This window comes from Marinomonas sp. A3A (assembly GCF_018336955.1).
In the GTDB taxonomy this organism is placed as follows: Bacteria; Pseudomonadota; Gammaproteobacteria; order Pseudomonadales; family Marinomonadaceae; genus Marinomonas; species Marinomonas lutimaris.
On the sequence record NZ_CP025532.1, the window covers coordinates 4081873 to 4103155 of the forward strand.

At 42.6% G+C, this 21283-nt stretch carries 19 protein-coding genes; 6 read left to right on the top strand and 13 right to left on the bottom strand.

Annotation, left to right across the window (positions count from 1 at the left end; translation table 11 throughout):
- Positions 1-113: 113 nt before the first annotated feature.
- A complete protein-coding gene (locus tag CYL31_RS19165; RefSeq protein ID WP_212916733.1) occupies positions 114-575 on the top strand; it encodes an Lrp/AsnC family transcriptional regulator in 462 nt (153 codons plus the stop codon).
- A 77-nt stretch (positions 576-652) separates the two neighbouring features.
- Here CYL31_RS19165 and CYL31_RS19170 read toward each other — a convergent pair whose 3' ends face one another.
- Positions 653-2266: a methyl-accepting chemotaxis protein gene (locus tag CYL31_RS19170; protein ID WP_212916734.1), complete on the bottom strand. Its 1614-nt coding sequence runs from the start codon at positions 2264-2266 to the stop codon at positions 653-655.
- Positions 2267-2542: 276 nt separating this feature from the next.
- Here CYL31_RS19170 and CYL31_RS19175 point away from each other — a divergent pair, with 276 nt between their 5' ends.
- Positions 2543-3868 (top strand): DUF2868 domain-containing protein, encoded by a 1326-nt coding sequence (locus tag CYL31_RS19175; RefSeq protein WP_212916735.1) that lies wholly within the window; start codon positions 2543-2545, stop codon positions 3866-3868.
- Positions 3869-3871: 3 nt separating this feature from the next.
- Complete coding sequence (locus CYL31_RS19180; protein ID WP_212916736.1) at positions 3872-5248, top strand: DUF3482 domain-containing protein; 1377 nt, start codon at positions 3872-3874, stop codon at positions 5246-5248.
- Here CYL31_RS19180 and CYL31_RS19185 read toward each other — a convergent pair.
- A complete protein-coding gene (locus CYL31_RS19185) occupies positions 5245-5970 on the bottom strand; it encodes a 1-acylglycerol-3-phosphate O-acyltransferase (RefSeq protein ID WP_212916737.1) in 726 nt (241 codons plus the stop codon). The genes CYL31_RS19180 and CYL31_RS19185 overlap by 4 nt on opposite strands.
- A 51-nt stretch (positions 5971-6021) precedes the next feature.
- On the bottom strand, positions 6022-8328 hold the full coding sequence (locus tag CYL31_RS19190) for a bifunctional diguanylate cyclase/phosphodiesterase (RefSeq protein ID WP_212916738.1): 2307 nt from the start codon (positions 8326-8328) through the stop codon (positions 6022-6024).
- Positions 8329-8503: 175 nt separating this feature from the next.
- Between CYL31_RS19190 and CYL31_RS19195 the strand changes: the two genes are divergently transcribed.
- Positions 8504-9580, top strand: a complete 1077-nt coding sequence (locus tag CYL31_RS19195) for a carbohydrate kinase (protein ID WP_212916739.1) — start codon at positions 8504-8506, stop codon at positions 9578-9580.
- Positions 9577-10482: a pseudouridine-5'-phosphate glycosidase gene (locus CYL31_RS19200; protein WP_212916740.1), complete on the top strand. Its 906-nt coding sequence runs from the start codon at positions 9577-9579 to the stop codon at positions 10480-10482. Before CYL31_RS19195 ends, CYL31_RS19200 begins: the two co-directional genes overlap by 4 nt.
- 205 nt (positions 10483-10687) lie before the next feature.
- On the opposite strand, the gene rlmF is transcribed toward CYL31_RS19200, so the two are convergent.
- The gene (rlmF, locus tag CYL31_RS19205) at positions 10688-11671 is read right to left on the bottom strand and encodes a 23S rRNA (adenine(1618)-N(6))-methyltransferase RlmF (protein ID WP_212916741.1); all 984 of its coding nucleotides are present in this window, start codon (positions 11669-11671) and stop codon (positions 10688-10690) included.
- Positions 11672-11760: 89 nt separating this feature from the next.
- A complete protein-coding gene (locus CYL31_RS19210) occupies positions 11761-12693 on the bottom strand; it encodes a LysR family transcriptional regulator (protein WP_212916742.1) in 933 nt (310 codons plus the stop codon).
- A 110-nt stretch (positions 12694-12803) separates the two neighbouring features.
- Here CYL31_RS19210 and CYL31_RS19215 point away from each other — a divergent pair, with 110 nt between their 5' ends.
- On the top strand, positions 12804-13769 hold the full coding sequence (locus CYL31_RS19215; RefSeq protein ID WP_212916743.1) for a DMT family transporter: 966 nt from the start codon (positions 12804-12806) through the stop codon (positions 13767-13769).
- Between the two features lie 24 nt (positions 13770-13793).
- Here CYL31_RS19215 and CYL31_RS19220 read toward each other — a convergent pair whose 3' ends face one another.
- The 8 genes from CYL31_RS19220 to CYL31_RS19255 all read right to left on the bottom strand — a co-directional run bounded on the left by CYL31_RS19220 (position 13794) and on the right by CYL31_RS19255 (position 21240).
- Positions 13794-14144, bottom strand: a complete 351-nt coding sequence (locus tag CYL31_RS19220) for a DUF6164 family protein (RefSeq protein ID WP_212916744.1) — start codon at positions 14142-14144, stop codon at positions 13794-13796.
- Between the two features lie 86 nt (positions 14145-14230).
- A complete protein-coding gene (locus tag CYL31_RS19225; RefSeq protein ID WP_212916745.1) occupies positions 14231-15784 on the bottom strand; it encodes an EAL domain-containing protein in 1554 nt (517 codons plus the stop codon).
- 240 nt (positions 15785-16024) lie between these two features.
- On the bottom strand, positions 16025-16582 hold the full coding sequence (locus tag CYL31_RS19230; RefSeq protein ID WP_212916746.1) for a DUF3833 domain-containing protein: 558 nt from the start codon (positions 16580-16582) through the stop codon (positions 16025-16027).
- Positions 16583-16618: 36 nt separating this feature from the next.
- The gene (locus CYL31_RS19235; protein ID WP_212916747.1) at positions 16619-17347 is read right to left on the bottom strand and encodes a hypothetical protein; all 729 of its coding nucleotides are present in this window, start codon (positions 17345-17347) and stop codon (positions 16619-16621) included.
- Positions 17348-17372: 25 nt separating this feature from the next.
- Positions 17373-17888 (bottom strand): DUF2878 domain-containing protein, encoded by a 516-nt coding sequence (locus CYL31_RS19240; protein WP_212916748.1) that lies wholly within the window; start codon positions 17886-17888, stop codon positions 17373-17375.
- 14 nt (positions 17889-17902) lie between these two features.
- A complete protein-coding gene (locus CYL31_RS19245) occupies positions 17903-19171 on the bottom strand; it encodes an SAM-dependent methyltransferase (RefSeq protein WP_212916749.1) in 1269 nt (422 codons plus the stop codon).
- Positions 19172-19210: 39 nt separating this feature from the next.
- Entirely contained in the window at positions 19211-19996 is a 786-nt protein-coding gene (locus CYL31_RS19250; RefSeq protein ID WP_212916750.1) for a DUF1365 domain-containing protein, read from the bottom strand.
- The gene (locus CYL31_RS19255; protein WP_212916751.1) at positions 19990-21240 is read right to left on the bottom strand and encodes an NAD(P)/FAD-dependent oxidoreductase; all 1251 of its coding nucleotides are present in this window, start codon (positions 21238-21240) and stop codon (positions 19990-19992) included. Before CYL31_RS19255 ends, CYL31_RS19250 begins: the two co-directional genes overlap by 7 nt.
- Positions 21241-21283: the final 43 nt, after the last annotated feature.

The following is a 21283-nucleotide window of genomic DNA, read 5'->3' on the forward strand; positions in this document are numbered from 1 at the left end:
GCTTTATTATCTGCTCTCATCCGCGAGCATGTCCTTGCTATTTACCCTCAAGAAAGGCTACTTTTTAGCATATAACACTCAATTCAATTCTATAAAGTACTAAGTGTGCCAATATGAATAAAACAGACCTAGATATTCTCTCTCATCTGCAATCAGACGGACGTCTGACTAATGTCGCATTAGCGGAGGAAATTCATCTATCGCCCTCGCCTTGTTTACGTCGCGTGAAGCAATTGGAAGACACTGGTGTGATCGAGGGTTATCACGCACGCATTGATCGTCAAAAAGCCGGATTTTCCATGACGGTGTTTGTGGAAGTGCGTTTGAAAAGCCATGCTGGCGATAAGCATATTGTGTTTGAGAATGCGATTTTAGAGATGGAAGACATTATCAGCGCGCATCTTGTTTCTGGCATTGCGGATTATCGTCTAGAAGTGGTCGCAATGGATTTACCAGACTACGAGCGCATTCTAAAAGCTCTGCAGTCTTTGCCTCATGTCAAAGACATTCAAAGCCACTTTGCTATTCGCTCGGTCAAAACGGCGGCACCATTGCCATTAAAAAGAATGGCTTAAACGACTTACCTCAGACTATAAATAAAAAAAACGCTTATCTTTCGATAAACGGTTTTGGTTTACGTTCCGTGGTAGAACTAAACTTTAAAACTTCCAACTTGCTGATCAAGGTTTTGATACAGCTTAGTAATGTCTTTGGATTGCTGTTGGATAAGATCCGATACAGACTGAACAGAATCAGTTTGGTCTTTCAACGACACCATGTTTTGGTTGATGTCATTAGCAACAATTGATTGCTCTTCTGTTGCTTGTGCCGTTTGCGCTGCCATCTCTTGAACTTTTGCGAAAGATTCCTGCAAGCTATTGAACACCTTGGTTACTTCGTCAAAATTCTCCACAGTAAACCCAGCGTTATCACGGCTGTTCTGTATCGCTTTAGACGATTCTGCTACGTTGATTTTTAGTTTCTCAATCATAGACTCAATTTCATTGGTGCTGTCTTGAGTTCGCGTTGCTAAGGTACGAACCTCATCCGCGACCACTGCGAAACCACGACCTTGCTCGCCAGCACGCGCGGCTTCAATTGCGGCGTTCAATGCTAGCAAGTTGGTTTGTTCTGCAATGTTGCGAATCACTTCTAAGACAGAGGCTATGTTCTCAGAACTCTTTTGTAATTCATCAGAGCGCCCTAGTGCCAACTCTATATCAGAAACCAGTTCAGTAATCGCGTGCTGTGATTTATTGACTGCAGTCATACCATTTTGCGTCAAACTATTAGAAGTCTTCGCTTCTTCTGCAGTATCACGTGCTACCGTCGCCATTTGTTGGTTAGACATGTCCATTTCATGACCAGCGCTAACAATAGAGGCAGAGGCATTCGCTAATGCGGTCGTAATTCCAGAAGTTTTCATTGCGACGCTATTTAACTGACCTGTCATTTCTCCCAACGCATCAGACTGTTTATGAATATTAGCAATAATAACTCTTAGGCGACCGACAAAATCGTTAAATTCATTAGCAAGATCCCCCAATTCATCTTTAGTAGAAAATTCGATACGTTGAGTTAAATCGCCGTCGCCTTCCGATATTTCACGAATACGCTGTCCTAAATAACGCACTTGGTGAGCCAAGGTTTTAGGCGTTTTATAACTAAACCAAACGGCAATCAGCAAACCTACCGCAACAATAACAATGGCAACTTTTTCAAACGCTTTTTCTTCTTCTATTATGGCTTTTTTAGACATTTCTGCATGGTTATTTACCGCTTCGCCCGCTTTATCGAGGATACCTCTTAAAGCGCTAAAGTCTGCATTGGCTTTTTGCTCAGCGGCAGTAAAAGTTGAAGCATTTTTGTCTAATGCAACAAAGGCGTTAGAAGAGTTTAACCAAGTCGTAAAGGCTTTATCAAAGTCGCCCAGTGAATTATAAATCTGAGGTTCGGCGGATAAGTACTGACGAAATAAATTAAAACGATCTTTTACTTGTTGGGCATTTTCAACACGATCCTTTTCTTCGTCATCAAGCTTGCCCACACCAACCACAATACGTTGCTCAGCAAGCTTAGCTTGATAAAGATCTCGGTCCGCATTCAGAATAACTGCAGAGGCTTTTCCGTAAGAATCTGCTTGCGCATTAAGAGCAGCGCCTAACTGATTAACGATATACACCATTGAAGCTAAGGCCACAATAAAGGTAATACTCATCACAAGAACGGGTAAAGAGCTTTTCACCCTGATGGAATTAAAACGCATAATATTGTCTCCTAACAAAAATCACCGTGTCTAATGTATAACTCATAGTAGAGTGGTTTTGTACGATGAATCAATTCGATGTAACAATTACCTACATTTATACTGCATTTAATAACTTATAAATACTATCCTGTTGATATAGCTCAACAACATTAACATTAGACTTAATTAAAGATAGGTGACTGACCTTTGCCTTTATCAATAACATCAAGTAAAACAAAGTAATAAAGAGGACAATGGGTGCATACGAATCTATGAAAAGAGCAACGCGATAACATGACTTTCCCAACATTCAAAGCCAAACTCGCCCTAGCAGCTTGGTTAGAAACGCATACCGAGTTTCGATTGTCGACTCACGCAAGCGACCTAACTAGTGCGCTAAAAGAACTAGAAGCATCACCTAAATCCACCAGCTATCTAGCTCAGTTTACACGGCTAAAGCGTTACTTTAATCGTGGAATTTTAGGGTTGCTGATCGTTTCTTTGTTGCTGGGTTTTATGGCTGTGCCACCCGCTTTTGCGACAGGCCAATCCAATCAGGTGAATATTTTTTGGTTGTTCATTATCTTGCTGGGATTTCATGCGCTAAATTTTGTCGTTTGGTTTGTTACCATGATAGCCACCATGAAACAACACACAGAAAGTAAAGGTATATTGTTAAACCTGCTGATTTTTCTTAATCATAAGGTAAGTAAGCACTCACATATAAACACAGATGTGAGTGCGGCTTACATCCATTGGCAATGCCCTGCTCATTCGAATAAATGGTTAATCAGCAGTCTTTCTCATGGTGCATGGGGCTGTTATTTATTGGCAGGTTGGGTCATGACTCTGCTTTTGCTACTGACCAATCAAGTCAACTTTGTCTGGGAAACCACGCTATTAAGCGACGATGCTTTTATTCAACTGACGCAAACGCTCAGCGCGATTCCACAGTGGTTTGGTATTGCTCTTCCTAACCAATTAGACATTCTCGCCAGTCGCGTCGACCTTATTTCACAAACCGCTGCCACCAGACAGCATTGGGCGAACTTTCTACTCGCAAGTATTTTTATATACGGCGTGCTGCCGAGGCTAATTTTTACCGTCATCTGTTTGGGGATGTACCACTTTAAGCGAGCCATTCAGCCACTCAGTACGCAAGAAAAAATCATTCAGAATCGTTATCGCCAACAGGAAAGCCAGAGCCGCAATATCTTAGATGCAGACCATCATAAAGCCTCTCGCTCGCCGATGAATTCGGACGGTACAAATAATGATACTCTTGCAAACAGCGCCTTTTCTCAACATTGGGCTTTATTTGAATGGAGTCATGCTAAACCTGATTATTTAAATACTGCGCGTTCTGTCTCGCTACTAAACAGCCGAGAAGAACAAGATCAATTTTTAGCCTCATCCAAGGAAGAGCCTATTTATATTTTAGTCAACGCTGAACAAAGCCCAGATCGCGGCACACGACGATTTTTCACCCAAGCCAGCAAGGCGTACTCGACTTTGACCATGGTCATTGCAGAGCAAGGCAAGGCTAAATTTATCGAAGATTGGCAACGCCTAGCCAAAGAAGCGCACATTTACTCTACCCAACTCAAGCAGAAGGACTAAGCCGTGTCGATATCTCTCTTGGTCGTTGGCCACGCAAACACAGGCAAAACCTCGCTGATCCGTACCTTGTTGCGTAAGCAAGACTTTGGCGAAGTCAGCGATAGAGCTGGAACCACTCGCCACGTAGAAAGTGTAAAGATCAAAATCGGCCAACAATCAGCCATTACCTTAACCGACACACCAGGTTTTGAAGATTCCATTGGCCTTTGGCAAATCCGCCATTCAGAAGCATTCCGATCTTACCAAGGTGCAGACTGGTTACAGCCATTTTGTGAAAGCCACTTTGCACAAGACGAGTTTGAGCAAGAAGCGAAAATCCTTAAGCAATTAACCAAGGCAGATATCATCTTATACGTGATTGATATTCGCCAAGCACCTCTCGGCAAGTATCTAGATGAACTGGCGTTATTGGCCAGCGCGAATAAACCCATTATTCCTATCCTGAATTTTAGCGCGTCGCCAAGTGCTCATCTAGAAGCTTGGCGTAAAGTCTTAGCAGAACGCCATTTGCATGCGGTGATAAAATACGACACGGTGGCTTTTTATTTCGAGGATGAAAAACGTCTATATCAAAGTATTCAAAGCCTGATGCCGGAAGATTATGACGCCATCAAACACCTAATTGAATCACGAGAAGAAGCCGCACAATTACGCCTTACTATGGCTGCGAATCAATTAGCCGAATTAATACTAAAAGCGGCTTGTACTCGCATTGAGTGCTCAAACTACCCGCCAACAGCCAGCGAGTCATCAGCTTTCGAAGATAAGATTCGAGCATTGGAAAGCCGTTATATCGCCGGATTATTGCGCCTTTATGAGTTTCAAGAAGAAGACTTAAAAGCCACACCACTGGCGATTAAAAATGATCGCTGGCAACAAGATATTTTTGATACGGATACGTTAAAAGAATGGGGAATAGAAACCAGTACCAGCGCATTAACTGGCGCGGCAATTGGTGCAGGCATTGATGTGATGTCGGCAGGTTTAACACTAGGCACCGCGACGACAATTGGCGCTATTTTAGGTGCCACATGGAAAACAGGCCAACATTACAAAGACACACTAAAAAGCAAATTTACCAAGCGCTATTATCTGTGTCTTGATAAAGCTACGTTAACGCTTTTATGTCTTCGTGGTTTAACGGTGATTCACCATTTACATCAGCGTGGTCATGCTTCTCAGCAAGCTTACGAACTTGCTAATCAAGCCCAAGACGATGATCTGATTGACCAAATTAAACCTTATTGGAAACAAGCTCAACAACACCCAGAATGGGAAAAGCAAAGCTTGCCAGATACCCACTCAAGTAAACAAGGCTTACAAACCGTACTAGAAAAAATCCTTAACTCAGATAAAAGCTCTAATAAGAATCAAAGCTAGTTTTGTTGATTCAGAAGTTCCTGATCCAAACGCAACTGTGTTTCATGCATCTGCTTTTCACAAGACTCTAACAGGTTCATGACATCACTTTCATGTAGCCCTGTTGTGTCTATTGGCGGCAACATTTCAACAATGACTTTGCCATTATCCCAGCGATTCAAACCCACTTGCCCATGCGTACTGCTGCACACAACGGGGACAACAGGAACACCCGCTTGTACAGCAGCATGAAAAGCACCACGTTTAAAGGGTAACCAACCACGCCCGCGACTGCGTGTACCCTCAGGAAACATCCAAATAGATAAGCCAGTTTTTTTCATGCTAAAGACAATTTGATCTATGGTGGCAAGCGCCTGTTTACGATTTTCTCGATTTATCAAAAAATTACCACTGGCCCAATACAAAGCGCCAAAGAAAGGAATCCAACGTAAGCTGGTTTTACCTACTGTCACCACGCCTTTGGGAACGACGACAGCCAAGGTAAACAAATCAAAATTATTTTGATGGTTAGCAACGTAAACAGCTTGGGGAATATTTTTTGCAGATTCGGCCACTCGACCTTCGACCGATAACCCAAACAGAGGGCCAATTTGGGCAAACACTCGACCTAAATAGTACACGCGATTTTTAGACCATAAGGTAAGCAGACAAAACACAATACCTAATAGTGTTACGCCTACCACCAACAATAATAGCAATGCCATCCGTATCAAAAGCAACATATTGGAATAACCTCACGTTAGCGGCGTGTAAGATTGATCTCTTATTGTCATTTATCGTTTATGAAAAGCTTCACGCCATTTAAAGAACTCTTCTGCAACCAAAGGCTTAGAGAAAAAATAGCCTTGTATTTTATCACAATGATATTGTCTTAAAAGCGCCGTTCCCTCCGCATTCTCAGCGCCTTCAGCGGTTACCTGAAAGCCCAAACTGTGAGACAGCTCAATGGTCGCCTTGGTAATAAACTCGTCGCCTTTATTGCTATCAATAAATTGGATAAAAGCTCGATCGATTTTCACTTCATTCACCGGTAACTCACGCAAATAAGCTAATGATGACTGTCCCGTACCAAAATCATCAATAGCAAGGTGAACGCCCATTTCTTGCAAGGCCTTCAAGACATTAATAACTTTCGCTCGATCTTTCATTACGGCACTTTCTGTGACTTCTAGCGCCAAAGCACGAGTTGGTAAACGATTCGCTAGCAATGCTTCAGACACAATAAATGGCAATTGTTCGTCTAACAGATCATGAGCAGATAAATTGACTGCTACACGTATCTCAAGCCCTTCTGCCCACCATTTACTCAGTTGGGACAACACAGTATTCAGCACCCATTTTGTTAACTGTTGGATGCTGCCAGCGTGTTCTAACAAAGAAATAAACTCATCGGGTGGAAGAAAACCTAATTCGGGATGAATCCAGCGAATCAAAGCTTCAGCTTCATTGCAATCATTATCTGCTAAACCCACTTTAGGTTGATAAACAACAAACAGTTGGTTGCTCTTCAACGCACTAGGTAAATCTCGGATAATTGTCAGCTGACGACGGTGGTTTTCATCCTGACCGACTTCATAAAAAACACATAACTCGCTTGATTCTCGTGCTTCATCAGCCACAATATCCAAGCGGCGCATGGCGCTATTTACACTGGCCGTAGCATGTTCAAATGGCAATATAGCAATACTAATATCAAGACGAATTCCAGAGCCTTTTTCTACTTCAAACTCTTCACTAAACAGACATTTTAAATCGCTACAATCTTGCTCAGTTATTGGACGACCAAAAATCAGCAAAAACTTATCACCGCTTAATCGAGCCAACATATTGGCATCATGCCCCCATGTTTGAAGACGTTCCGCCACTTTTGAAAGCAAGGCATTGCCGACATCAAATCCCAACATATTATTGATATCTTTAAAGTGACGAATATTAACAAGCACTAAACCACCCTGTTCTTTGGGTAATGTGTCGCTTAAATACTGCTCTACTGCACTCTGATTGAACAAACCTGTGAGCTGATCATGGGAAGCTCGATAGGTCAGCTCTTCTTCCCTATTAATAATCGAGTCTTGCATTGTTTTCATGGTATGGGATAAAACGCCAAATTCGCCAACCATACCCGGCGCACTAATTTTTTCTTTATTACCACCCTGACCAATTTGCTTGGCGTAGTCGACCAAACGGCTAATCGGCTGAGTCATATTTCGGGCAAGAGCAATACCAAAAAGCAGCGCCAGCGCCAGTGCACCAGTAAAGATCAAAACTAACTGGTTACGAGTGTTGTTGTAACTCTGTAGCCAAGGACCGTAAGGCAGATGAATAATGCCCCATTGATTTGGCATCCCAAGATCTACACCGAGCGATAGATACTTTTCATCATTAGAAAAAACGGGAGATTTAAGAATACTTTCAACGTTACCAATATCCTTCAGTAGAGCATCTTTCTCTTCTAACGGCAGGGTCGATCCACCAGAAAGAGAGTGTTCATTATCAACTTCATAGACAAAACTGATGTCTAATCCTGTGACATTTTTAATCTGCTCAGCCAAAGCTTGATCTAGCAAAAAAGCCATCCCAACCCACGCCACTACATTGGGTGCTTTTATAGGCACCAAAACCAGCTGATAAGCACGATTATCAAAGGCAATCATAGTACTGATGGATGAACCACCTGAACGACGTGCGGCAAAAACTAGCTCTGCAATCGTATTGTTAATATTCAGCTCTTGAGTGGCCGTAATCAATTCACCTTGAGGGGAAACAAGAAGTGAGATATCCGCGTTTATTCGCGCACCATGATTTTGTAAAACAGAACGAATTGTGCCGGTTTCTCTGGTCGCTACCGCTTGCTTAAAACCAAAGTCAGAGGTCAATATTTCAACGCCTTTGGTTAACTGTTCTGCGCGTGCTTCTAAAAATAAATCGAAGACATTGCGTGATACGTCGATGGAATGAACGCCTTGCCTGTAGTTATCCTCTTTTAGAGACGACAATACAGCTAACGCCGTTCCTAATTGAACCAGCGCAAGTAACACTAAGACAAACATAATGAGTCGTGCTTGAAAGCTTTTTAACACCTTAAAACCTCTTTAATGCTAATGACCTAGCCTGCTTAGCTTAAATTCCAAAAACACAACGGATGATCAAGAATAATAGGGCTTATAACATGTTTATGCTATATCAGACCTAATACACTTGTATATCAACAAAAATTAACTTAAGTTATTTTTTTAAACTTCTGTTAGTGGTCATATGAAAGAGCAAACTTATCGCGTCTACGAAGCCATCAAATTAGATCCTCTAGCCTCACAACAAGCGATTGCCGATCGACTAGGTATGAGCAGAGAATCGGTTGCAGGGCATATAATGCAACTCACTCGACAGGGTTATATCCTAGGGAAAGGCTACTTACTCGCCGAACAAAACGCTTATGTTGTTCTCGGTGGTGCCAATGTCGATATCAATGGTCATAGCAACGCGACCTTAAAATTTGGTGATTCAAACCCAGGAACCATTAGCCAGAGCCCTGGCGGAGTCGGTCGAAATATCGCTGAAAACTTAGCTCGTCTGGGTGAACATGTACATTTGGTCGCCCCCATTGGACTGGATCAACGCGGAGATTGGCTTATTGAGCAAACTCGTTTAAGTGGCGTCGAAACCCATAACGTTTTACGTCATGACACCTTACCAACGGGTACTTACTTAGCCATCAACAATGATAATGGTCAGTTGCAAGCAGCGATTGCTGACATGCGCATCATTGACACACTAGATGAGCAAAAACTTAGTAGCAAGCAGGCATTATTACAAAGCGCTTACAGCATTATTATCGATGCGAATTTGTCAGCCGAGGTTATCGAATGGTTGGCAAAACAACCTCTGTCGGCACGCTTTATTGCCGATGCAGTGTCCACCGCAAAAGCGCCTAGATTACGCTCTATCTTGCCGCAATTGAGCCTATTAAAAGTCAATCAAGATGAAGCTAGAGCCATTCTTGATAGCAATGAAACAGAACCAGAAAAACTAGCAGAAGCCTTACTTAACGCTGGCGTTGAAGAAATATTGCTCAGCCTTGGTAGCCAAGGCGTGCTTTTTGCTAACGTAGAATACAGCCAACGCAAAGCTTGCCACCCAAGCTCATCAGTTAGCGACAGCGGTGCCGGTGACGCATTGTTGGCAGGTTATATAAGTGCTCGTCAGCAGAACAAAAACCTCGATCAGGCTCTATCTTTTGCTCTGGCTTGCGCCGCGATGACATTAGAAAGCCCTCACGCAAATCACCCAGAACTTACTGTTCAAAATGTAACTCAATGGATAGAAAAACTATGAATCAATACCTAGACATACACCCAGATGTTGCCGCAGCCATTGCGGCAGGAAAACCTGTTGTCGCCTTAGAAAGCACCATTATTTCTCATGGCATGCCGTGGCCACAAAATGCCGAAACTGCCAAGAAAGTAGAGCAAATCATCCGTGATAATGGCGCCGTTCCTGCGACTATCGCCATTATTGATGGCCGCCTGAAAGCGGGATTAAGTAATGATGAAATTGATACTTTGGCAAAAGCTGGCTTGTCTGTGACCAAATGCTCACGCCGTGATTTACCCTTTGTTGTCGCACAAAAACAACACGGTGCAACCACGGTTGCAGCGACAATGATTATTGCGGCAATGGCTGGTATTAAAGTATTTGCCACTGGTGGCATTGGTGGCGTTCACCGCGGCGCACAGCAAACCTTTGATATTTCAGCGGATTTACAGGAGTTGGCCAAAACTAATGTAGCCGTTGTCTGTGCCGGCGCAAAATCGATTCTTGATCTTGCTCTAACACGTGAATATTTGGAAACTCAAGGCGTGCCAGTATTAGGCTATAAAACCGATATGCTGCCTGCTTTTTATACTCGCGAAAGTGATCAAACAGTAGATTACAACATGCAGTCTGCTGGCGATATTGCCGACTTCATTAAGGCAAAATGGGGAATGCAATTGCACGGTGGAGCGATTATCGCGAACCCAATTCCGGAAGAGTTTGCGATGGATAAAGCGGCCATTGATGCTGCTATTAATCAGGCATTAACAGAGATGGAAGCACAAGGCGTAGCAGGTAAAGAGTCCACCCCCTTCTTGCTAGCACGCGTGGCGGAATTAACCGGTGGCGACAGTTTAGCCAGTAATATTCAGCTGGTGTTTAACAACGCTCGCCTTGCTGCCGAAATCGCCTCCGCACTTTAACCAAGCGAACTACATGGCAAACACCTACGTTTGTCATGTCTAACTAGCCTACAATTGGTTGATTTATATTGGTTTTTGTAGGTCGTGGCTTTAGCCCGACAAGACGTAATTTGTCGTGGTGAGTTTTTTGTCGGCATAAATGCGCGACCTACAAGATCAACGGAAGCCGTTTAGCCTCTCTTCGCGGGGAATTCACACTAAGAGATTAGCTTTGCCAATAATTGTCTTTCCAGTAGTCGATTTGATCGTCACCGAGGAAACTCCACGCGACAAATCGACTAATTTTCTGGCCTTGCGCCATTTCAATCGTTTTCACTTGGCGAGCACCGACTTCCTTTAATGTGCGATAAATCGCCTCTAAATTGCCCTGACGCGCCACTAAAGAGGTAAACCAAAAACAACGATCAGCGTACTGCACACTTTCTTTTACCATGCGCGAGACAAAGCCAGCTTCGCCGCCATCACACCATAATTCTGCGGCTGTGCCGCCAAAGTTCAGCACAGGCTTTTCCGTCGTCGTTGTTTTGCCTTTCACACCACGCCATTTTCGCTGAGATTCGTCAATCATTGCCGATTCGCTGGTATGAAATGGCGGATTACATAAGGTCAAATCAAAGCGATCTTTTTCCTTCCACACACCATCAAAAAGCTTAGTGGGTTGAGTTTGCAAGCGCGCACTAATCACGCCTTTGAGACAAGCGTTAGATTTCACAATGGTGTCACAGGTTGCCACAGCAACAGGATTCACATCGGAACCAACAAACTGCCAGCCATATTCTTGATGACCAATAATCGGATACACACAGTTTGCACCAACACCAACATCCAAAACTTTTATACCTTTGCCACGAGGAATCACGCCCTGATTACTGGCGGCGAGTAAATCAGCTAAATAATGAATGTAATCCGCTCGCCCAGGAATAGGTGGACAAAGATAACCCGGTGGAATATCCCAAAAAGCAACGCCATAGAAATGACTAAGCAAGGCACGGTTTAAGGTTTTCACCGCATCAGGATTAGCAAAGTCCACTGACTCATTACCGTATTGATTCAGTTGAATAAAACCAGACAATTCAGGGCAAGAATCCGCCAATAGGGCAAAATCGTAACGCGCACGATGCGGATTACGAGGATGAAGCTCTAGTTTATTGGTACGTTTGCTTTTCGTATTCTTGCTTTTTAAGACCACTGTGATGCCATTGTTTTAAACCAAAACTCGAGTATAACCGAATTTCCCAGATTGGACTAAATGCGCTGGAATGTCACGGTATTGGAAGGTCACGGCTCTGGATAAGGAATTAAGCTTTTTGCCACCTCTTCTGTGAGTTTTCTAAACCATTCAACAGCTGGGTCTCGTTCAATACTTTTTGGCCAGCTTAAAAAATATTTAGAATCAGGAAACTCAACGGGCAAAGGTTTCATTGTGAGGTTAAATTGTGCGCAAAATCGCTCCGCCAATAAACCGCTGGTACTAATTAACAACGAAGTACGCCCTACTGTTTCTAACGCAGACAAAAAGTACGGCGTACGAAATGCAAAACGCCGTTCATGGGCCCTGTCAGCCAAAACAAAATCACTCACCACGCGTCGAGTTCCGCCCATACTAACCAGCACATGGGAAAAGCTTAAATATTCATCAAGACTAATTTTGTCTTGCTTAGCAAGTGGGTGATTATTCGACATGATGCAGCGAAACTTTTCACGCCCCAACAAAACTTTGCGGTAGGTATTCGGAATCTCAATGTATTCACTACATAACACCACATCGACAGAATGCTCGGTTTGACTGACTAAACTGGTTTCAGTAATAGTCGTTGTTTCCAAAGAGGCGAATGGCGCTTCTTGGTAAAAGCGTTCCGCTATAGCTGGCACATAGGCTTGAGCCTGATAATGAGTGGTTTGTAAGCGGAAAACACGGTTGCTGCTTTGCGGTTGAAAGTCTGGAGGAGACTCCAGCCCCGCCATTTGTTCCAGCATTAACTTTAATGGCGCTTCTAGTGCTAATGCTTTTGATGTTGGCACCATGCCTTTTGAGGTACGAATAAACAAAGGATCATCAAAAGCGTCACGTAGTCGATTAAGCAATCGACTCATGGCTGATTGGCTTAAATACAGGCGATCAGCCGCCCGGCCAACGTTACGCTCTTCCAATAAATATAGAAGTCCAGTTAAGGATTTAAGATCCAAATGTTGTAGCGAACTAGGGATCATGACCAAATCTCGATTTATGCATAATGATTAGAACTATTATGCATTGGATTTAACAGAGGGGGGAAGCCATTATGGCATTTCTGGTTCACTTAATTTAAAAGGCTACTGCCATGTTAACTGCAAAACAGACTTTCTTGTACGGCCTCTTTTTTAGCTCTGTTACCGTGCTGTTTTGGGGAATGCTTCCTATTGCTCTTAAACTATCAGGTGGATTTTCCGATCCGATTACTCTGACTTGGCTACGCTTTTCTGTAGCGGGTATCATATTGGGCTTATGGCAATGGCAACGCGGCAAGCTAGGAGAATTTAAATCCTTGTCTAAAAATGACTGGCTACGTCTTTTCGCTGCAGGAACCTTTTTGATTATTAACTACACCAGCTTTGCGTGGAGCTTGAACTTTTTATTACCGGGTTCAGCGCAATTGAGTTTTCAAATTGCACCGTTGTTTCTCGCCTTAGGTGGTTTGTTCTTTCTGAAAGAAAACATTAACTGGCAACAATGGCTATGTTTTGTGGGAATAGGTCTAGGGATGTTGGTATTCTTCCACCCTATTTTTGGGCAAGGTGGTCAAGGCTCAATTTGGGTTGGTTTTGCTATTGTTCAAATGTCTGCCGCAGCGTGGTCTATGTATGCATTACTGCAAAAATCTTTGTTCAAACATCTAGCACCGTCCAATATTTTACTGGCGATATATATTTATGCCTTGATCGTTATGCTGCCATTTTCATCGCCAAGCGAGCTATTAAAGATGTCTTCTGATGATGCTTGGATTGCGGCATTTTGCTGTCTTAATACACTTATCGCTTATGGCGCTTTTGCGCAAGCCATGCGTTATTGGCAAACAGTGCAAGTAAGCGCGTCTGTTGCTTTGACGCCTGTAATGGCGTTTATACTGACCGAGCTTTGTGTCGCCTTTGGATGGTGGACGAGCAGTATTAGCTCATCTCATGCTGACTTGTTAAGTTTATTTGGAATGTTAATGGTTATCGTCAGTGCGATTAACGTGCAATTGATTAGTGCAAGAGTTCAGCGTAAAGCCGCGTTACTAACAAAGTCACTCAGTGAAGCGGCTTAATTTGATCTTCAAAGCTTTAGGCGGTTACAGCCATAACGTAAATGGAATAATTGAAATACCTAAAATAATCAACACGGCGATTAGAGTAAAAATTGCTTCCGTAGGATTCTGACGAGCGTGTTGTAAATAACCCAATATCCATTGCCCAAAAGTGATGGGACGCATGGTTTGAGCTCGGGCAATTTGGTCTTCTCGAATTAACTCTCTTGCTTTGATGGCTTGCTCTTTGTCTTTTACCCACAGACCAGCCATGGAAATTTGCCAGCGCCCTGCAGTGGTTTCGTAGAAGGCAATATCGTGGTCGGTTAATAGTTGACGAATATCGTCCGCTTCCTCATCAGGAACATATTTAAGCCGAAAAACCAGAGTTGCCATATTGTAAAAACCTTGAGCGTAGAAATTGAGCGGTAGAGGGTAAGAGAAGCGGACACATAATACAATCTAGTATCGCAATAGCGTCTTTATTTAATAGTGTTTTCTTCAAACCAGGCAATAACTTGCTCTTTCGGTAAAGGCCGGCAGAAGTAGTAACCTTGTACTCTGTCTACGCCAAGTTCTCGAACTGCGTTTAATTGGTCTTCTCGCTCAACACCTTCAGCCACCAGCTCCATGTTTAATTCTTTTGCCAGCTTAGTAACAGAGGTGAGCACCTGACGGGTAAATTGATCATCTTTCAAACTAGCAATAAAGACTTGATCCAACTTTAATGTGTCGTATGGGAAACGACGAAGAAAATCTAAACCTGCATAGCCCGTTCCAAAATCATCCACGGACAAACCGACACCCAAGGCTTTAATGTGTTCAAAACGACTCACCATCAAAGGCAACTCCACAGCGTTTAATGCACTGGTTTCAGTGACTTCCAGCCCTAGTCGACCTTTTAACTCTGGGTACTCTTCAAGAATAGTAGCCAAGGTGTCAGCAAAACCTTCTTTAAGTAAGCTGTGTCTATCAACATTGACAGCCGTTTTTATATTACGTAATTGCTCCGGATACTCTCTATAAAAGTCCCCAACTTTTCGAATTACCATCCAAGTAAGGTCATCAATCAGGCCAAGTCGATCTGCCATATCGACAATGACCAATGGCGAAACCTGACCATGGCGAAAGGAGCGCCAACGGATAAGCGCTTCCATTTCATGAAAGCAACCAGCATTAAGCGAAACAATAGGCTGGAAGTGTACTTCCATGGTCTCACTTTTAATCGCTCGTTTGATGCAGTGGCGCAAAGAACGACGATAATAAACCAGTACGAAATGCCCGATAAAAAATGCAGCTAACAACAGCGCCCAACAAATTAGCATAACCGGCAAGAGCGACCAGAAGTGCCGCCAGTATAGACTTGAAGGCAAAAGTACGACCAATGACATAGACCAATCAGCCAAAGACGCTTCTTGTTCAGCCATAACACTTGAATCAATACCTTCTCTATTGGAAGAAAGAATTTGCTTGCCCAGAGTCAACTCATAGAAATAATCAGGCAAGAGTATTATATCAACGCTGATAGCAATCCTATCTGGTGGAGCTAGCCCATTAGCACCAAGACCGTCGCTTCTTTGATAAAAAGCAAAAAAAGTCGACTCACTCAAGGTATTAGAGCGCATGAGTGAAACCGTTTTTCTATCTGCACTACCTTTAATACGAGAGATAATAGAGTCATATATCTTGATGTTAATAGGGCCTAGATTAGAGCAATAAACCTTAAAATTAGAGTTAAATAAGCCAATCTCTTTAAAGGTGGGCGAATAAAATGTTGCTCGACGTAACAGCTTGATATTATCCCTGTCACATGACAAATCAGCATCATCTGTAACCTGCTTTAGCTCAGTGAAAATGCCATCCATTCGCTCAGATAAAGCACGTTTAGCGGCTGTGGTTTTATTTTCTAAATCGTTTAATAAAGAAAGATAAAGCCCTAAAGTGAAAAGGGTCAGAATGAGAAGTAGGGATAGAAGGCCATAAAAAGAAAGTACTTTTTTTTTCGAGGGCATTAATGCACTGATATTTTTAAACACAAAGCCGCCTCCCTACATTTAATATCTAACCACATAAACATACTATTTATAGGGTCATGAAAATATCCGCATAATTACACAGATATTTAAAAGTACCAATAAAAAAGACCGCTTTAAAGCAGTCTTTTATACATAACCTAGAAGATAATCCTTACACTCACTACCTCTATCCAGCTTAGTAATAAAGTCTCTTAAGCATTATTCATTTCTGGGTAAAAAGTCAGAATATCACTAAATTACTCAGTACTGTTGAGGTGTTTTTTCAATAACAATAGTTAAGTAACCCACTTCGACCCCAAATTTTTTCATCACAGATTCGTTGATAACCACACCTTCTTTTACCATGTACATACGATCATCAACATTCACTTCGATTAAGTCACCATCATAGGGAACTTGTAAGACATAATTCATAAACAAGGCATTACCGGATATTTTAATGTCACCAGATCCAACTACATCATTCGCTGTTGCTGAGTATTCGCCCTGCTCATTTGGCGTCATAATCCAAGTTCTATGTTGGATTTCACCATCATCAAACACAAATTTCTCAGCTAATATGCCAACACCACCTTTCCAACGACCTTCTAACGTAGCATTGAAATAACGAGTCACTTCACCGCTACGATTTTTCAAAATGCCATGCGCAGTTAAAGGCCCAGTAAAGAAACTTTGTAAGTCAAACTTTGGCTCATTTTTAGCGTACAAAGACACATCAGACGTAGAGCATGCCGTAAGCAATAATACACACAGTAAAACAGTGAGTTTACCCGTAACAGATCGGAACAGATGTCTCATATTACTTACTTCTCCTAAGCTAACGTTGAAAATAAATTACATATAATGGTATTGAATATCGACTGTTTGATATTTACCTTGTTCATCACAAATATTTGCTCGACCAGTAAAGCGTAATAATCTTTTGTCTGCTGGGTCATAAGCAACCACAATAGGATCGACCGCCAATTTTACCAACCAAGATACTGGAGTAAGTGCGAAACACTGAGCGCCGTCCGCAGTACCTTCCACACAGGAGGCTTTGCTAAAACGGAAGGAAAAGGTTGTTTGTTTGCTGGGCACTAGATATTCAATATCCATGTTTTTACCTGCTTCTAAGGCATCCCAGTACTGTTTGATGAATGCATCAAAGCCAGCATCGACAATCATACCTGCCGCAAGTTTCACAGAGGCTTTTTCTTCTTTAGCAGCACGATTTTCTTGATAAACGATGTTTAATTTCCCACCAGACTGAGTGACTCCAATCTTTTCGCCATTACGCTCATTAACCTGAGAAAAGCTAGGTGTCATCTTCGACTGAGAAAAATCGAGTTTTTTATGCCCAAAAACACGACCATCAGGCTCTGAATATTCTACATTGTAAGCTTCGTCGCTGAGTTTCTCGTGAGTTTCTCTATACAACAAAGCACCTGTTTTCACACTATAAGCACTGCCTACTATTTTTGAAAAAGATGTATCGGCCAAACAGAAAGAGCTAAAGAAGAAGGCACAAAGGGCTGCTATAAAAAACCGCTGCTGCGGAAAAAATACGAAAGAACGCTTCATTTTCTTATCTATCCTCACTTTTTAACTAATGCTCTCTTTGAAACAAGGCCCATTTTTCACAAAGCCATACGCCCAACGGTAACACCAAAGACCAAATAATCGCTACTATAAAAAGAGTCAAGATCACAGGTTCTGCCAAGCTGATACCGGCTAAATTAGCACCAGCAAAATAACTCATCGTTGGCCCAACTACGCCCATTACAGCGCTCAAAACATAACGTGAGCGCAAAAAAGCCAAACTATGAGCAAATAAGGTACCGACGCAAACCCAAAGACAGAGCAACCAAATGGGCGGCAATGCTGTTTGTCCAAACAAGGTTACGTTCGATGAAAACACTCCGATTTGAAACAAAGTACCATCAATGACGACACCTAGTGCTAGGAAGGAAAACAGCAGACGCCATTCTCTACGAGAATGCATAAAATAGCGATCATGCAAAAAAAGATAAGCCAAAGTGGCGACCAATGCCCAAGCATTACCAGCAAGCAAGCAGACAAACCAAACGACTTGAAACAAAATGGCATTCATCAAAGGTTTCATGCCATTTACTCCATTTACTTAGTGCCAATCGACAAGCGATGATCCGGCTTAGCAAAAACAAACTGCCCTGTACTAATGGCTCGCTCTTTAAAACCACCTTCACAATAAGCTAGATAAAAGTCCCACATGCGACAAAACACATCATCGAATCCCATGTCGGTTACTTCACGACGTGCCGCATGAAAACGTGTACGCCAATCCGCAAGAGTTTTCGCGTAATGTTCAGTGATGTCTTCTAGCCCGACAATCTGCATGTCTGTTTTAGAAGCAATCTTGTGAGCAATCACTTGGTTGGATGGTAAACAACCACCAGGGAAAATATAACGCTGGATAAAGTCCACAGAGCTGCGTGCGTAATCATAGCGCTGATCAGCAATAGTGATAGCTTGAATCACCATGACACCGTGCGGTTTCAATAGCGCACTGCACTTAGAAAAATAACTGTCATAGTATTCGTGGCCGACCGCTTCTATCATTTCGATAGATACGAGTTTGTCGTATTGGCCTTGAAGATCACGATAATCTTCAAGCAACAAAGTGATCTTGTCTTGCAAACCTTCGGCTTCAACCCGCGCTTTGGCAAATTCGTACTGCTCTTTCGAGATAGTCGTAGTAGTCACTTGGCAACCATAATGCTTCGCGGCATGAATCGCCATCCCGCCCCAGCCTGTGCCAATTTCTAAAAGATGATCATCTTCACTAAGCTGAAGTTTTTGGCAAATACGATCCAGTTTATTCACCGACGCTTCTTCTAAAGAGGAGTTAATCTGAGGATAAACCGCGGAGGAATACATCATGGTTGGATCTAAAAACAAAGAGAAAAAGTCATTACCCAAATCATAATGAGCAGAAATATTGTCCTTTGAGCCTTTTTTAGTATTAGCATTTAACTTGTGTACAATTTTGGCACCGATACGGCTCCAGATTGGGCGTTTCGCGTCCATTTTATTGATTAAATTCAGGTTAGCGACCATCAAACGAATAACACCAACAACGTCTGAAGACGACCACCAGCCTTTCATATAAGCTTCGCCCGCACCGATACTGCTGTTTTGGAATACATCTCGGTAAGCATGAATATCGTGAACATGAATATGAGCAATGTATTGAGTATTATCTTTCGCTTCACCAAAGGAATAGGTTTCACCATTCTCTTCCAACGTAAGATGACCCACTTCCAATTTACCCAGCATAGTAAAGACCATTTTGCGGGCTAAATTATCAAACCATGTTGTTGTGCGATTTTTTCTCACTTTTTGATTATCCATACTGACGGAGTTCATACTTGTTAGTCTCCTAATGCATTTGTTCTACTTAATTTATTATTTCAATTTAGTAGTGGTAGACGATGAATTCGGATGTGAATAAAAAGGGACTTTCTTCATCCAAAGCTTAAGTGCTTGCCAATAAATACCGAATGCGACTTTCATCGTCATGACAGGATAATTAAACAGCACCCTAGCCATGGAGTTTGACGTTAGTGTCATTCGAGTCAGCGACAATGTGGCATCAAACACACATTGCTCACCCTCTAATTCTTTGTTCTGCATGTGTACAGCTAACTTCTTATTCGGAACATTGCTGCGCCAATCGTAAAAATGTTCCATCGGATGAAAAGGCGACACATGCATTGCCTTATTGAATTGAATACGCTGCATTTGATCGCTTGGATCACATTTTAAAACGTAAGGAATTTTCTCGTTCCAAGGCGTGTTCGTCACTTCAAGTAACATAGCTTGCAGCAGCTCTTCTTCATCGAAGCAGTAATAAATGGTAATGGGATTAATGATGAAACCGAAATAGCGACAATTGGTAAGCATGCGCACAGAACCTGATAAATTCAGCCCCAAACGCTCATTTACTTCAGACAAGACGGCTTGTTTGATTGACAGAGACTCATCCCCGAAATAATCCTTTCGAGAAAATCGAGCCAGTGACCAAGATCTCATCGACCACCACGGGCTCATCGCCAACACATCGCCCAACTCGTCTAAATCGAAATACATCATAAAGACGCGATAACGAAAGGCATGGGAACGCGGTGTAAAACGACGATGCCTCACCATGCCATGATAAATAGCGCTGTGCTTAGGAACAAAATCTACCATGAAATACCTAATCCATTCGCCACACGTACACCGCTCCAGCAACCATCTTCATGGAATCCGTTGCGCCAATAGGCACCACAAAACCATGTTTTGTTCACACCGTTAATATCCGACCAACGATCCTGAGCCTTGATGCCTTCCAAGGTAAAGGTAGGATGAGAATACTGAAAACGCCCAACTATTTTGTCTTCCGCGATCATATCCGTCTGATTCAAGGTCACCACATAAGTCGTATCGCTGGAAAAATGCTGCAGAATATTCATGTTGTAGCTAAGGGTTGCAGGTTTAGTTCGATCCGTGCCGAGGTGATAATTCCAGCTCGACCAAGCGAGTTTTTCCTTTGGCAATAGTCGTGTGTCTGTGTGCAGTACTACATCGTTATTTCGATAAGGAATCGCACCCAAAATGGCTTGCTCGTCTTGGGAGGGATCAGCTAACAAAGCCAAGGCTTCGTCACTGTGACAAGCGAATACCACTTGATCAAAAATCTGTGCAGAGCCATCACCAAAATGAAGGATGACTTTATCTTCAGAGCGATGCACTTGAGTAATATCTGCCCCAAGCTCGATTCTGTCTTTGAACTTTTCAACCAAAGGCTGTAAATACGCCGAAGAACCTCCTTCGATTACTCGCCATTGCGGGCGATCATTAACGCTCAATAAACCATGATTTTTAAAGAAACGAACGAAGAATACCAAAGGGAATTCCATCATTTCATCCAAGGTAGACGACCAAATAGCGCTTCCCATAGGAATCAAGTAATGGCTCGCAAAGCGGCTACCGTAACCCTTTTCTTTTAGATATTCGCCAAGCGTCACGCCTTCTTTTAACTGGCCGCTTTCTAGGTCAAAAATGGCTTCTTTATTAAAACGTAGGATGTCTTTTAACATGCCAATAAAAGAGAAGTTCAATAGGTTTCGACGCTGAGCAAACAAGGTGTTTAAGTTGTTTCCACCATACTCTAATCCACTACGCTGACAGCTGACGCTAAAGCTCATTTCTGTTGCTTTAGATTTCACACCTAACTCGTCCATCAAACGAATGAAGTTTGGGTAAGTCCAGTCATTAAAGACAATAAAGCCTGTATCAATTGCCCGAGTACTCCCTGCTTCTTCTACTTGTACGGTCGCAGTATGGCCGCCGATCCGCTCTGCAGATTCAAACACCGTCACATCATGTTGCTGCTGTAAAAGATAAGCGCTGGTTAGACCGGAAATCCCTGATCCAATAATGGCAATTTTCACTCATTGTCCCCTTAAAACATATTTTGTTATTACCAGCTGAACT

Bases quoted from the DNA above. Each gene is read 5' to 3' on its own strand.
- CYL31_RS19185 (WP_212916737.1), bottom strand. From the start codon at position 5,970: ATGTTGCTTTTGATACGGATGGCATTGCTATTATTGTTGGTGGTAGGC.
- CYL31_RS19230 (WP_212916746.1), bottom strand. From the start codon at position 16,582: ATGAGACATCTGTTCCGATCTGTTACGGGTAAACTCACTGTTTTACTG.
- CYL31_RS19210 (WP_212916742.1), bottom strand. From the start codon at position 12,693: ATGATCCCTAGTTCGCTACAACATTTGGATCTTAAATCCTTAACTGGA.
- CYL31_RS19245 (WP_212916749.1), bottom strand. From the start codon at position 19,171: ATGAACTCCGTCAGTATGGATAATCAAAAAGTGAGAAAAAATCGCACA.
- CYL31_RS19195 (WP_212916739.1), top strand. From the start codon at position 8,504: ATGAAAGAGCAAACTTATCGCGTCTACGAAGCCATCAAATTAGATCCT.
- CYL31_RS19200 (WP_212916740.1), top strand. From the start codon at position 9,577: ATGAATCAATACCTAGACATACACCCAGATGTTGCCGCAGCCATTGCG.
- CYL31_RS19235 (WP_212916747.1), bottom strand. From the start codon at position 17,347: ATGAAGCGTTCTTTCGTATTTTTTCCGCAGCAGCGGTTTTTTATAGCA.
- CYL31_RS19215 (WP_212916743.1), top strand. From the start codon at position 12,804: ATGTTAACTGCAAAACAGACTTTCTTGTACGGCCTCTTTTTTAGCTCT.
- CYL31_RS19170 (WP_212916734.1), bottom strand. From the start codon at position 2,266: ATGCGTTTTAATTCCATCAGGGTGAAAAGCTCTTTACCCGTTCTTGTG.
- CYL31_RS19175 (WP_212916735.1), top strand. From the start codon at position 2,543: ATGACTTTCCCAACATTCAAAGCCAAACTCGCCCTAGCAGCTTGGTTA.
- CYL31_RS19250 (WP_212916750.1), bottom strand. From the start codon at position 19,996: ATGGTAGATTTTGTTCCTAAGCACAGCGCTATTTATCATGGCATGGTG.
- CYL31_RS19165 (WP_212916733.1), top strand. From the start codon at position 114: ATGAATAAAACAGACCTAGATATTCTCTCTCATCTGCAATCAGACGGA.
- CYL31_RS19220 (WP_212916744.1), bottom strand. From the start codon at position 14,144: ATGGCAACTCTGGTTTTTCGGCTTAAATATGTTCCTGATGAGGAAGCG.
- CYL31_RS19240 (WP_212916748.1), bottom strand. From the start codon at position 17,888: ATGAAACCTTTGATGAATGCCATTTTGTTTCAAGTCGTTTGGTTTGTC.